This is a genomic window from Pseudomonas sp. G1002, assembly GCF_013385455.1.
Lineage (GTDB): Bacteria > Pseudomonadota > Gammaproteobacteria > Pseudomonadales > Pseudomonadaceae > Aquipseudomonas.
Genome location: NZ_JACAPY010000019.1, coordinates 253,704 through 266,724, shown reverse-complemented (window position 1 = coordinate 266,724; position 13,021 = coordinate 253,704). Strand labels below are relative to the sequence as shown.

Annotated in this window: 13 protein-coding genes; 9 read left to right on the top strand and 4 right to left on the bottom strand. The window is 58.5% G+C overall.

Annotation, left to right across the window (positions count from 1 at the left end; all coding sequences use genetic code 11):
* Positions 1 to 205: 205 nt before the first annotated feature.
* Entirely contained in the window at positions 206 to 1,294 is a 1,089-nt protein-coding gene (locus HX801_RS10440) for an LLM class flavin-dependent oxidoreductase (protein ID WP_177022027.1), read from the bottom strand.
* Between the two features lie 250 nt (positions 1,295 to 1,544).
* On the opposite strand from HX801_RS10440, the gene HX801_RS10435 reads away from it, so the two are divergent.
* The 4 genes from HX801_RS10435 to HX801_RS10420 all read left to right on the top strand — a co-directional run bounded on the left by HX801_RS10435 (position 1,545) and on the right by HX801_RS10420 (position 4,852).
* Positions 1,545 to 2,408 (top strand): ABC transporter permease, encoded by an 864-nt coding sequence (locus HX801_RS10435; protein ID WP_003211316.1) that lies wholly within the window; start codon positions 1,545 to 1,547, stop codon positions 2,406 to 2,408.
* Between the two features lies 1 nt (position 2,409).
* Positions 2,410 to 3,177, top strand: coding sequence for an ABC transporter ATP-binding protein (locus HX801_RS10430; RefSeq protein WP_177022026.1), 768 nt, complete (start codon positions 2,410 to 2,412; stop codon positions 3,175 to 3,177).
* On the top strand, positions 3,170 to 4,159 hold the full coding sequence (locus tag HX801_RS10425; RefSeq protein WP_102368809.1) for an ABC transporter substrate-binding protein: 990 nt from the start codon (positions 3,170 to 3,172) through the stop codon (positions 4,157 to 4,159). The genes HX801_RS10430 and HX801_RS10425 overlap by 8 nt, the downstream gene beginning before the upstream one ends.
* Before the next feature lie 69 nt (positions 4,160 to 4,228).
* A complete protein-coding gene (locus HX801_RS10420) occupies positions 4,229 to 4,852 on the top strand; it encodes a hypothetical protein (protein WP_087694216.1) in 624 nt (207 codons plus the stop codon).
* Here HX801_RS10420 and HX801_RS10415 read toward each other — a convergent pair.
* The 3 genes from HX801_RS10415 to rfaH form a co-directional block, all read right to left on the bottom strand.
* Positions 4,804 to 5,151, bottom strand: a complete 348-nt coding sequence (locus HX801_RS10415) for a hypothetical protein (RefSeq protein ID WP_177022025.1) — start codon at positions 5,149 to 5,151, stop codon at positions 4,804 to 4,806. The genes HX801_RS10420 and HX801_RS10415 overlap by 49 nt on opposite strands.
* Complete coding sequence (locus HX801_RS10410; RefSeq protein WP_023658750.1) at positions 5,148 to 5,456, bottom strand: hypothetical protein; 309 nt, start codon at positions 5,454 to 5,456, stop codon at positions 5,148 to 5,150. Before HX801_RS10410 ends, HX801_RS10415 begins: the two co-directional genes overlap by 4 nt.
* Positions 5,457 to 5,576: 120 nt before the next feature.
* On the bottom strand, positions 5,577 to 6,086 hold the full coding sequence (rfaH, locus tag HX801_RS10405; protein ID WP_177022024.1) for a transcription/translation regulatory transformer protein RfaH: 510 nt from the start codon (positions 6,084 to 6,086) through the stop codon (positions 5,577 to 5,579).
* A 244-nt stretch (positions 6,087 to 6,330) separates the two neighbouring features.
* Here rfaH and HX801_RS10400 point away from each other — a divergent pair, with 244 nt between their 5' ends.
* The 5 genes from HX801_RS10400 to HX801_RS10380 all read left to right on the top strand — a co-directional run bounded on the left by HX801_RS10400 (position 6,331) and on the right by HX801_RS10380 (position 13,015).
* Positions 6,331 to 6,759: a low molecular weight protein-tyrosine-phosphatase gene (locus tag HX801_RS10400; protein ID WP_371316562.1), complete on the top strand. Its 429-nt coding sequence runs from the start codon at positions 6,331 to 6,333 to the stop codon at positions 6,757 to 6,759.
* Positions 6,760 to 6,804: 45 nt separating this feature from the next.
* Entirely contained in the window at positions 6,805 to 9,033 is a 2,229-nt protein-coding gene (locus tag HX801_RS10395; protein ID WP_177022022.1) for a polysaccharide biosynthesis tyrosine autokinase, read from the top strand.
* 105 nt (positions 9,034 to 9,138) lie between these two features.
* The gene (locus tag HX801_RS10390) at positions 9,139 to 10,410 is read left to right on the top strand and encodes a DUF6369 family protein (protein WP_177022034.1); all 1,272 of its coding nucleotides are present in this window, start codon (positions 9,139 to 9,141) and stop codon (positions 10,408 to 10,410) included.
* Positions 10,407 to 11,867, top strand: a complete 1,461-nt coding sequence (locus tag HX801_RS10385) for an oligosaccharide flippase family protein (RefSeq protein WP_177022021.1) — start codon at positions 10,407 to 10,409, stop codon at positions 11,865 to 11,867. Before HX801_RS10390 ends, HX801_RS10385 begins: the two co-directional genes overlap by 4 nt.
* Complete coding sequence (locus tag HX801_RS10380) at positions 11,864 to 13,015, top strand: polysaccharide pyruvyl transferase family protein (protein WP_177022020.1); 1,152 nt, start codon at positions 11,864 to 11,866, stop codon at positions 13,013 to 13,015. Before HX801_RS10385 ends, HX801_RS10380 begins: the two co-directional genes overlap by 4 nt.
* The last annotated feature ends 6 nt before the right edge of the window (positions 13,016 to 13,021 follow it).

Sequence of the window (13,021 nt, the reverse complement as noted above, 5' to 3'; positions counted from 1 at the left end):
GATGGCCCGTCGCGGCGGCCCGCGGAACCGGGCCGGAGTGCGGGCATGCCGAGCCTAGGCGAGGCACCGAGTGGTGGGGCAAAGACCTTTTGGTTACTTTTGGCTGGGCCGGCATTCCGGGCGTTTGCCAAAAGTGACCCGCTGTAAGAGCGGAACCATAAGTGGCCGTTACCGAAGAAACGGATATGTACTCGGTCCCCCTCCCTCAGGCCACTTTTCCAGCCGCCTGGCGCTCCCGCTCAGCCACCAACTGCCGAGTCAGCGGAATCAGCCTCTTCCCGTAATCAATAGCATCATTCAGCGGATCAAACCCACGAATCAAAAAGGTCGTGATACCCAGGTCGTAATAGTCGAGCAGAGCCTCGGCCACCTGATCCGCAGTACCCACCAAAGAAGTAGAGTTACCCTGGGCCCCCAGCAACCCCGCAATCCCGGTCCACAACCGCTTATCCAACCGCGACCCCTGGGCCGCCGCCGCCAACAGCCGCCGCGACCCCTCATTCGGCGGTTCACGCCTCACAAACCCATTCTTCTGCGCCAGCGCCGTCGCCTGCTCCAGGATGCGATCCGCGCGCTCCCAAGCCAGCGCTTCAGTCTCTGCCAGAATCGGCCGCAACGACAAACTGAAGCGAACCGTACGCCCATGTTTGGCCGCCTCAGCCCGCACCTGGGCGACCACTTCCTTCACCTGCTCGTAGGTCTCACCCCACAGCGCATACACATCCGCATGCTTGCCCGCCACCGCAATGGCCGCCGCTGAAGACCCGCCAAAATACAACGGTATATGCGGCTGCTGCGGCGACTTCACCGTCGAAAACGCACCCTCGTACCGGTAGTAAGTGCCGTGATGGTCGAAGGGCTTTTCACTGGTCCATTCCTGCCGCACCACGCTCAAGTACTCGTCGGTGCGCGCATAACGCTCATCCTTGTCGATATGACTGCCATCGGCCCGCAGTTCACGGTCGTCGCCGCCGGTGATGATGTGCACCGCGGTGCGCCCGCCGTTGAACACATCCAGCGTGGCGAACTGCCGCGCAGCGAGGGTGGGTTGGACGAAGCCGGGCCGGTGGGCAATCAGGAACTGCAGCTTTTTCGTCACGCTGGCCGCATGGGCAGCGATCAACGTACTGTCCGGGCTGTTGGAATGGAAGGCCACCAGCGCGCGGTCGAAGCCGGCCTCTTCGTGGGCGCGGGCCACGGTCTCCACGTAGTCGGGCTGCAAGGTCGGGCCGCTGCGAGGGTGGATCTCGGAGGCGTGGTGGCCGCCGATATAGCCGATAAATTCGATGCTCATGGTCAGTCCTTGTTGAGGGCAGGAATAAAGCTGCTATCGAAAATAGGGGCCGCACCCGGGCCTGTAAAATGCCGATTGGTTCTATCCTAATTATAAAAATACAGAATCATAGTTTTAGATCGTTATCAGTAATGCGCATTTTAATCGTATTAGGTTATTCCCAAATAGAATTTCACTGAGGTTTTTTATGCGAATAGCATGAAACCGCAGCGGCGCTCCTGGCCGTGTTCTTGATGAGGAAGGAAGCCCGATGACTGAAAAGTCCCTTAACGCCAGTTCGTTTTCCGTCGACAAGGCCGAGGGTCAAGCCGGCGTTGCATCCCGCTTGATTCCGCGCTGGCTGCGCAACTGGCGCACCCCCGATGTGTTGCTGCGGCTGGTCAGCCCGATTGTGTTGCTGTTGCTGTGGGAACTGGCCTCCGAGCTGGGCTTGATCCCGGCACGGATCATCGCCGCGCCGTCTCAGATTGGCGGCACCCTGTGGGCAATGATCGTCTCCGGAGAGCTGGGCAAGCACCTGCTGGTGTCCCTGCAACGGGCGCTGCTGGGCTTGAGCATCGGCGTGAGTATCGGGGTGGTGGCCGCGTTGATCACCGGCCTGTCGAAGCGCGGCGAGGTAATCCTCGACTCACCGATGCAGATGCTGCGCACCATTCCTTCCCTGGCACTGGTGCCGTTGTTCATCCTCTGGTTTGGCATCGGCGAGTTCACCAAGATCGCACTTATCGTTACCGGCACCACCTTTCCGGTGTACCTCAACCTGTTCGCCGGCATCCGCAACATCGACCCCAAACTGATCGAGGCCGCCAACACCCTCGGCCTCAACCGTCGCGAGCTGATCTGGCACGTGATCCTGCCGGGCTCGTTGCCTTCGTTTTTTGTCGGCCTGCGCTATTCCCTGGGCATCTCCTGGCTGGCCCTGGTGTTTGTCGAGCAAATCAACACCACCGCCGGTATCGGCTACCTGGCCAGTGATGCGCGGGACTTCATGCGCACCGACGTGATCGTGATCTGCCTGTTGATCTATAGCGTGCTGGGCCTGCTGATCGACGGCTTGATCCGCACCCTGGAACGTTTTGCCCTGGCCTGGCGCCCATCGTTTGTGAGGAACTGACATGTCGATTCTCGAAGCTTCAACAGCACCGGTGCAGTTGCGCAATGTGGTGCGCCAGTTCGGCCAGCAGCGGGTCATCGACGGCCTGGACCTGGATATCGCCCCGGGGGAGTTCGTTGCGTTGCTGGGCGCCAGCGGTTCCGGCAAGACCACTTTGCTGCGCAGCCTCGCGGGCCTGGACAGCATCGACAGCGGCCAGTTGCGCGTGCCCAAGGCCCGGGCGGCGGTGTTCCAGGAGCCGCGCCTGATGCCGTGGAAGCGCGCCTGGAAAAACGTGATTCTCGGCCTGCGGGTTCCCGACGCCAAGGCCCGTGCGGTGCAGGCGTTGACGGAAGTCGGGCTGGCCCATCGGCTGGAGGCGTACCCGGCTACCCTCTCCGGCGGCGAGGCCCAGCGCGTGGCATTGGCCCGCGGCCTGGTGCGCGAGCCCAAGCTGCTGTTGCTCGACGAACCCTTCGCCGCGCTGGATGCGCTGACCCGCATCAAGATGCATCGCCTGATCACCGAACTCTGGCGCAAACACACGCCGGCCGTGTTGCTGGTGACCCACGACGTCGACGAAGCGATCCTGCTGGCCGACCGCGTGATCGTGCTGGCGGAGGGCAAGATTGCCGAGCAACTGCGCATCGACCTGCCCCGTGCACGGGATACCGGCCAGGACGGTTTCCAGGCGATTCGCGCCCGCTTGCTGAGCCTGTTGGGGGTTGAAGTGGACGCCCCGGCCGCCCAGCCTGCGAACGCCAGCGTCAGGCGGTTTGCCCATGGTTGAATTCAGAACCCTTTGCCTGTTGGCGGCTGCACTGCTGATGGGCGGCTGCGACAAAGCCGCTGAAGCGCCGAAGTCAGCATCGGATCTGTCGGGTGTGACCCTGATCCTCGGTGACCAGGCCAAGGGCTTGCGTACGGTGGTGGAGGCCGCCCACGCCCTGGATGGCATCGACTACAAGGTCCAGTGGGCCAACTTCCAGGGCGCCGCGCCGCTGTTCGAGGCCTTGCGCGCCGGCGCCGTGGACCTCGGCCCGGCCGGGGATACGCCGGTGCTGGCGGCTGCCACCGGAGGCACGCCGCTGCGTATCGTTGCGGTGCGCCGCAGTCAGGCGCGCAGCATTGCGATCCTGGTGCCGCCCGATTCACCGATCCACAGCGTGGCCGATCTGAAAGGACGCAATGTGGTGGTGTCGTCGGCCCGTGGGAGCATTTCCCAGTACCTGCTGATCCGCGCCCTGGCGAATGCCGGCGTGGATGAAAAGGACGTCAACGTCGGCTTCGTGCTGCCCACCGATGCATTACCTGCGTTCAACGCCGGCAAGATCGAAGCCTGGGCGACCTTCGGGGTGTACCAGGCGTTCGCCGAACAGCAGGGCGCGCGGGTGCTGATCAGCGGGGAGGGCATCAATACCGGCCTGACGTTTATTACCGCGTCCGATGAAGTGCTCACCGACCCGCTCAAGCGCCAGGCGTTGCGTGACGTTTTGCAGCGGTTCGCCAAGGCTTTTGAATGGGCGCAGCAGAACCCCGAGGAATACGCACGGGTGTTTGCCACGGTCAACGATATCCCGCTCAAGGTTTCACAGTTGCTGCGCACATGGGGTGATGAGTCGCTGCTGCCGGTAGAGGAGCGGGATGTGCAGGCGTTGCAGCAGGTGGATGATTTGTTTGTGGAAAAGAAGATTTTCCCGCACCGGGTAGAGGTACGGAAACTGACGGATACCGAGGTGTTTTCGCCGCAATCGCTGGCTGGCGCGCCCTGAAGTCGTTGTGTTTTGCCCGGACCTGAGGTCTCATGGGTCCGGGAAAAACTTGCGGGTAGGGAACAGCACTTGATACGGGAAGAACTGGCGCAATATGGCGGTATCACCGTCATGATTCCGGCCGCAGTGGTGATCGCCGTCTGGCTCTGGTATTCCCGGCCCCAGGCGGTCAAGTGGTGGCTGATGACCATCGCCTGCACCTATTCCATCGTGGCGTTCAGCAAGTTGCTGTTCAAGGGCTGGGGCGTGGCGCTCCAGCAGCTGGATATTGCGGTGCTCAGCGGTCACGCCATGAATACGTCGTTGATGGTGCCCGTGGCGATGAGCCTGGTGGCGCGCCGGGTCAACCCCGAGTGGCGCTGGCCCGCAGCTATCGCCGGGATGTTGATCGCCGGCTGGTTCAGTGCCTATTGCGTGGCACCCTATATTCACCCACTCAACGAAGCACTGGCCGGTGGCTTTTTGGGCGGCATGGCGGCACTGGCGTTTCTGTGGCGCCTTGAGGTGGTTGAAGTGCGGGTTTCCCCATCGTTGATCGGTGGGGGAATGGTGATCCTGTTGTTAAGTGCGATGGCACCCAAGTACAACGCCGAGAAGCTGCTCAACCATGTGGCAGTGGCCGTATCAGGTGCCGACCAGGCCCATCAGGAGCCTTCCTGGCGGGCCTCTTCCATGCAGTTGAACGCCGAGTAAGTGGCCAGGTCCAGGGCCAGGTTACTTTCCACCAGCAGCTCCAGCAGCACCGTCTGGCAATTGAAGCGCCGGGCATCGCCACGGCGCTGCGAACGCTTCATCTGCTTGAACAGCGTGTCGGTTATATCCTGCGGTGAGTTGCCGCGCAGCTGATCCAGCCAGTGGGACATGATCCGGGTGTTGCACGCATATTGCTCCGCCGGCAGTTGTTCGTGCGGTGCCAGGCCCTCGAAACCTTCAAACGTGTTCGTCAGCCTTTTCAAGGCGTAGGCCCGTTTCAGATCCTCATAAATGCTCATGGCCGCTCCTCGGTGCAGGAAATATTCGCCAATAGTTCGGCCGTCTTCATTTGCATCAGGTGGCTGTCGCCGCGGCTCTCCACGCACAGGCAGATGGACAGGGGATTGCTCACCTGCAACTTGAAGCGCCAGTCGGCAAACACCATTGAAAGCCCGGTACAGGATTCGTCACTGTCCAGGGAATGGCCGGCGTATAACACCTGCATGCGTTCTACAACGGTGGTTGAACTATTAACCTTGACGTGAATGTTTCCCGAAGAAGGAAACAGGCCGATACGCTCTACCAATAGCTTTGAACTTTTCATGGCCGTCCCTCGCTGTTAATTCACGTATTACTTTATTCTCAAGAGGTGAAAAAGTAAGCGGATGTTATTTTTAGTCTGTTATTAAATTGAATGTTATTTCTTGTCTGTTCAGCGCCGCTATCAGTCACATCTTTGCACTCGGCTGATTTCTGCCAATAGCAAGTTGATGCGTTGTTCCCGTTGCAGGAAGTTCATCAGCAACACCACCCGTTCCTCACCGTCCATGGCCAGGAAGACCGCTTCAAGTTCGGCAAACGGCCCTTCATTGATGCGCACGCTTTCGCCGGGCTGCAACAGGGCGCTCACCACGGCCTGGTGGTCGCGCTCCTGGAGTTCGTCCACCAGCGTGTCGCTGATGGGCAACGGGTGCGCGCCGAATGCCACCACCCGCGACACACCGCGGGTCGAGCGCAGTGAGCTCCAGCTGTCCTGCTGGCTCATTTGAATAAACAGATAACCGGGAAACAACGATTCACGGGTGGTCCTGCGCTGGCCCTTCAACAGCCGTTCGCGTTTATAGGTAGACCGGAAGCAGGTATAGCCCTGGCGCTGGAGGTGCTCCTCGGCGCGCTCGTCCTGCCGGGATTTGCACTGGACCAGGTACCAGGCTTTGTTGGCATTTGCGCTCATGGGAGTTCCTCTTCCTATATAAGGCGATACGTGACAAGGCTGTAATTTAAAGCCGATGGGGGTGACGAAGTAATGAATGTTATAAATTGTCGTGTTGAAGGCGGTGGTTGTTATTTTTCGTCCGGAGATAATTTTGGGGGAAGTAAGGGTTACGTGTTAATAAATACTGCCGTGAAGTAATGAAGTTGAAGAGGTTGCTTCATGGGGTAATGGATGGCCCGGGGATAGTGCCTTGTTTAAAAGAGTGTTGATTGTCTGTATTGGCAATATTTGCCGTAGTCCCACCGCGGAAAGTCTTTTGCGTGGCGCACTCCCGTGCTCCGATATCAAGATCAGTTCTGCAGGTATTGCCGCGTTGGTCGGCAAGCCGATTGAAACCACCGCCCGTGCGGTACTCGAAGCCCACGGTCATCCGGCCGACAAGCACCAGGCCACCCAGTTGGCGCCACAGGCGATCAGTGAAGCCGACCTGATCCTGGTCATGGAACGACAGCACATCAATGCCGTACTCAGCATGGCGCCCGAGGCACGAGGCAAGGTCTTGCTGCTGGGCAAATGGCAAAACGAGCGAGAGATCAGCGACCCGTACCGTCAAGGCAAGGCCGCGTTTGTGCACGCTTATGCGTTGATCGAAGAAGCTGTAAACGCATGGGTGCAGCGTCTTGCACGCTGATCGCCACTACTTTTTGAATCGAAATAAAGGCTAAGAATCCGACTTATGCAGCAAACGCCAGCAGTCACCGTACAGGAAGACGATAACGGGGAGATTGATCTCCTCGGTCTGTTTGGAACACTGATCGACCATAAATGGCTGATCGCTGCGGTGACCGGTGCCTTTATGGTCACTGGCGCCGCCTATGCGGTGCTGGCAACCCCGGTCTACCAGGCGAATGCCCTGCTGCAGGTCGAAGCGAAAAAGAACGACTTGCTGGGCTTCTCGGACATCGGCGGGATGCTGGGCAAGGAGTCGCCGTCGGCCACCGAGATCGAGCTGATCCAGTCCCGCTACGTGATTGGCAAAACCGTCGACAACCTGAAACTCGATATCGTCGTACAGCCGATGTACTTCCCGGTAGTGGGTGAGTTCCTGGCGCGCCGCTTCCAGAAGGCCAACCCCGGTGCAATCGCCGAGCCGCTGCTGGGCCTGGACAGCTTCGCCTGGGGCGGCGAGTCGCTGAAGATCTTCAAGCTGGACCTGCCCGACGGGCAATTGGGCAAGAAGCTGACCCTGACCGTGGGTGAAAACGCGCACTACACCCTGGTGGATGAAGATGACCAGGTGCTGGCGGCCGGCGAGGCCGGGCAGCCGTTCGAGCAAAATGGCGTGGCATTCCAGATTGAAGAACTGCGCGCCAAGCCCGGCACGCGTTTCCGGGTGATCCGCAATGCGCGACTGACCAGCATCCTCGACTATCAGGAGAACCTGGATGTGGTCGAGCGAGGGAAGGAGTCGGGCATGATCGGCCTGGCGCTGGAAAGCACCGAGCCGGACCAAGCGATCAAAATCCTCAATCAGATCGCGGCGATCTACGTGCGGCAGAACGTGGAGCGCACCTCGGCTGAGGCGGCGCAAAGCCTGGCGTTTCTCAAGGAGCAACTGCCGGAGGTCAAGAAGGACCTGGAAAAAGCCGGGAAGGCCTTGAATGAATACCAGACCCGCAGCAAGTCGGTGGACATCACCCTGGAAACCAAGGCGATTCTCGACCAGATCGTGGGCCTCGATACCAGCATCTCCGAGCTGAAGCTGCAACAGGCCGAGATGGACCGCAAGTTCACCCGCCAGCATCCCGCGTATCGCGCATTGCTGACCCAGATCGGCGAGCTGACCAGCAAGCAGCAGAGCCTGGCGAGCCGGGTCGAGAGCCTGCCTTCCACCCAGCAGGAGCTGCTGAGCCTCACCCGGGATGTCGAGGTCGGCACGGCCATTTACACCCAGTTGCTCAACAAGTCCCAGGAACTCGATGTGATGCGCGCGGGCACCGTGGGCAACGTGCGCCTGATCGACACCGCAGACGTCAATTTCTTCAAGCCGATCAAGCCGAAAAAGATCCTCATCGTGCTGATCGCGACGCTGCTGGGCGGCTTCCTGGCGGTGACCCTGGTGCTGCTGCGCAAGGCGCTGAACCGTGGCCTGGAAAGCCCCGAGGCCATCGAGCAACTGGGCTTGCCGGTGTACGCGTCGATTCCGTACAGCACGCTGCAAAAGGTCGAAGAAGACAAAATCACCCGCGGGCGTGGGCGTGCCGATGCCGGTTCTTCATTGCTGGCCATCAGTCACCCCACGGACCTGGCAGTGGAGGCCTTGCGCAGTTTGCGCACCAGTTTGCACTTCGCGATGCTCGAGGCGCCGAATAACCGGATCATGATTTCCGGCCCCAGCCCCGAGGTGGGTAAAACCTTTGTCTCGGTGAACCTGGCGGCGGTCATCGCGCAAACCGGGCAGCGCGTGTTGTTGATTGACGTGGATATGCGACGGGGCTACCTGCACAAAGTGCTGGGTGTGCCGGCCAAGGATGGGCTTTCCGACATCCTCTCCAATCAATGCACCCTTGAATCCGCCATCCACAAAACCGCCATTGAAAACCTCGACATCATCAGCCGCGGGCAAATACCGCCGAATCCTTCCGAGCTGCTGATGCACCGCAACCTGACCGAGCTGTTGGCGCAGGTCAGCGAACGGTATGACCTGGTGATTCTGGATACGCCACCGCTCTTGGCCGTGACCGACGCAGCCATCGTGGGACGGCAATCGGGGACCAACCTGATCGTCACCCGCTATGGCTTGAACCCGGCAAAAGAGATCGAGCACACCATGCGCCGATTTGCCCAGAACGGCATCGTGCTCAGGGGCGCGATCTTCAACGGCGTTGAAAAGAAAGCGTCGGCCAAATATGGCTACGGCAACTACGGGTATTACCAGTACGAATACCAGGCTGATCGGAGCTGATTCACCACTGTAATTGCAGGATAGAGGTCACGTTTTCAGGAAATGAACGAAAAATCCTGGGGCGGTAGCGTGCCAAATTCAAATCAGCATAAAGAATACCCAGCCATGTTTTACCTGTTATCCCTTATCGCGCTGTCAGCGGGTTTGCTCGCGGCGAAAAATCCAAAATACTCAATCGTAGTGTTCGGGATAATGCTGGCTGTTATTCCCACGGGTAACTCCTACAGCGAAATAATCTCGCTCAAGGGTATCTACTTCTTTGACTTTTATATCGTCGGCGGGCTGGGCGCACTGCTGATCCGGCAGGTGGCTACACAGAAGAAACAATTGACGGTGCCAGGCGGCCTGCTTTTTGGGTGCGGGCTGTATGTGGTGTTACTCGCCTGCGGCCTGCTGGAGTCCTCGAACAAGTACCTGTTGAAGGATGTTCGGCCGTTTATAATGATCCTGTCATTTATCGTGCTCTCGAACATCGCGACCCTTGCCGCAAAAACGCTGAAGTTGCAGGCAGTGCTCCTGCTATTGATCGCGATGACCGCCTTCAATGTGCTGGACATTGCCTGGTTACGCTTGGGCTTGTACAAGTTTCAAGACGTCTACTATGAAGAAAACGCCTACCGCTACCTGGACGGCGGTACGTACGCCGCCGTGGCCTATCTGATTTATTACTTCATAGACCCACGGCTGTTCGAACACAGGAAAAAGCTCGCAAGCATTTGCCTGGCCACTTCATTCATCTGTTTGTTCATTGCCAACTCTCGCTTCATCTTTGTCTCGGTGTTTGCGGCGATCATCATCCACCAATACACCCGGCCGGCCCGCATGATAGGCGTTGCCCTGGCCGGGGCGGTGGTGCTGATGGCGTTCATTGGCATCAGCAATATGATCGGGGCTGATCGAATCAATGATGGTTTGTCGTCCGAAGGCATGGCCGCCCAATTGGCCACGCGCTTCAGCCCGGCGCTGGAGTTGATCCGCGGCATGAACCCGCTGCATTACTTTGTGGGACTGGGCGCGGGCACGCCGTTCGAGATTCCCTGGTTCGAGTACCGTGGCCTCGATGACAAGAACTCGAATATCGACAGTGCCTACCTAACCTACTTCGTTAAGTACGGGCTGATCGGCGTGTACTTGCTGTACGTGTTCATTACCTCGATTACCCAGCACATGAACAGCCGGGTGGCGGTTTCGATCGCCATCTTTCTGGGGGTGATGTTCGTTGTCTCGGCCACGCCTTATCAGCCGTACGCCATCGGTATCGCGTATGGCGCGATTGTGCTGCGGGTCTGTTCCGAACACACCGCCAGGCAACGCAAAAAGATCCTCAAGCCTGACCAGCCGCTGATAACCACACCCTTGCAGGTGAATGCCGGATGAACAGCACACTGTTGAAAAAGTTCGTGTCCAGTACGGCATGGAGTTTCGTTTCTGCCGTGGCCACCAAAGTGTCGGTGGTCATCACCGGCATCCTGGTTGCCCGGGTATTGGGTGCGCAATCGTTTGGCGAGTATGGTTTGATCCAGAGCGCGATTGTGATGCTTGCCAACGTCGCCGCCCAAGCCACCACCACGGCGACGGCCAAGCATATCGGGCAGTTCAAGGAGACCTGTCCCGAGAAGACCGGCAGGGGCATCGCGCTGACGCTGCTGTTCTCGGTTGTGTTCAGCGGGATGATCATCGGGACAGCGCTGTTTTTCCCGCACTTTTTCTCCAGCGTTATCCTGGGGGCAGACAGCCTCAGCGCTGCATCGCTGATCGTATTGAGCACCATCACGTTGATTATCCTGTCGGGATGGACCCAGGGCTGCCTGACCGGTTGGGGCCAATACCGGACAATCGCGACCATCAACGGAATCATTGCGATTGTCGCGATCCCGGCGACGTACTTCCTGACCCTGCAGTTCCGACTCAACGGTGCGCTGCTGGGCTTGGCCGGTTCTCAATTGCTGATCGTGTTCTTCAGCGCACTGGCCTGCTGGAAGACATTGAAGGCCCGAAATACCACGCTGAGTTTCAAAGGTGCAATGACTGAAAAGCACGCAGTGCTGTCGGTTGGCCTGCCGGTATTGCTGACGGGGTTGATGGTCGCCCCGATGAACTGGTTCGCCAACAAGTTGCTGGCGGAAACAACTAACGGCCTTGCCGCATTGGGCATGTACGCCGCCGCGATGCAATGGAACGCGATCTTTTCCCATGTTTCCGTGGTGTTGGGCTCTGTGCTGGTGCCGATGCTGGCCGCCGCGCTGGGCGGTAAAAGCCGCAAGTTGGACGCCTTGAACTTTCTGTCGGGCTGGCTGGTGGTGTTGGTGATCATACAGCCGGTGATCATGTTCCCCGAGTTGCTGGCCAAACTGTATGGCAGCAGTTTCCTGGGGCGGGATTTTGAAGTGACGTTGGTTCTGGTAATCCTGGGTTCGCTGCTCAGTGCATTCAAGTCCGGTATTTCAAGAAAAATGATCGTGATGAACCTGGCCTGGTTCAGTGTGATGAGTAACATTCTATGGGGAGTGTTATTCATTGCCGGAGCACTGTGGCTTCGGGAAGAAGGTGCAATCGGGATTGCCAAGGCATTTATCGGTTCGCAGTTTATTCACTTCCTGCTGGGACTGCCGTATTTCGTCTACAAGAAGATATTACCTCTGGAGTTGCTCGTATCTCCCAGGATCCTGATCTTGTGGACATTGCCTCTCATCAGTTTCATATCAAGCGCCTACGTCGAAAGTGTGCTGTATCGATTAATGATCATGGCGCTGATATTTATCTACATTCTCGCAACAACGTTTGCCTTGAATGCCGTGTTTAATGACCCCGTGGAAAATGGAAGCCCAGCATGAATGTCAGCAAAGTATATATCCGGGGGGCATACGGTCCTGGTAATTTGGGTGATGACGTATTAATGCTATGCGTGATCAATATTCTGAAAAAACGCTTTAAGGAATCGGATATAGCGGTGGGTGTCGATCATCCGCAGATCGCCAGGAACTTCAACCCGCGTATCAAGTGGCTGCACATCAAGGAGCCGGTCAAGGCTGACCTAGTGGTGTTGGGCGGTGGGGGCCAGTTCTTCTCGTTCATCCCACCGGCCAAAGAGGCGGCTGCCAACAAAGGCATCGTGGCGAAGCTGTGCAAGAGCATCAAGGCGCAGACCGACCTGAAGTCCACGCTTCTGCGTTTGTATGTCGGGTTGCTCGGTGGTGTCGACAGGATCTATTTCCACCGGCGCCTGGCAGCGTTCTGTATTGGCCTGGGCCCCTTCGATGGCGGCGGCAAGCTGCTGACCCGCGCCGTCAGCGTGATCAATCGCTGTGACTACATTTCCGTGCGGGACGGTACCAGCCAGCAGCATTGCAAGGCTTTCGGAAAGTCCGACGTCGAGGTGTACACCGACCCCAGCCTGCTTTCCGACCTGTGGATCTCCAGCAAAGACCTGGAGGTCGGCAGCCTCAAGAAGGGCAAGTACCTGTCCTTCATCCTGCGCGACTGGCCCCATGACGCGAACGGGCAACAGTTCATCAAGGCGATGGTCCAGGCCGCGGATGAGCTCGCCAAGCGTGGCGAGCAGGTACGCCTGGTCTCGCTGTACAAGGAACGTGACCAGCACCTGATCGACAAGTACCACACGTTCGAATGGTTGTGCTGGGACGCGGCGGGCGATACGCCCGAAACCTTCATGGCGAAACTGATCGTCGAGTCCGACGTGATCATCAGCGCCCGTGCACACGGTGTACTGCTGCCGGCTTCCCTGGGCTTTCCCACCATCGCGGTTGAAATCGAAAACAAGCTGAAAAAAGTCCATGAAATGCTGCCGCAGGGCACCCGGCTGGTCAGCACCCCAGACCCTGAGGTGATCAAGGCCACCATCAGCGAATTTCGGCAATCCAAGGCGCAAATGGCCGAGCACCTCAAGCAGGAGATCGCCCAGCGTTCTTCCCTTGCGCAAAAAGCGGTCGACGACTTTTTGAAATGGGTCGATGAAAAATAAAGTGGA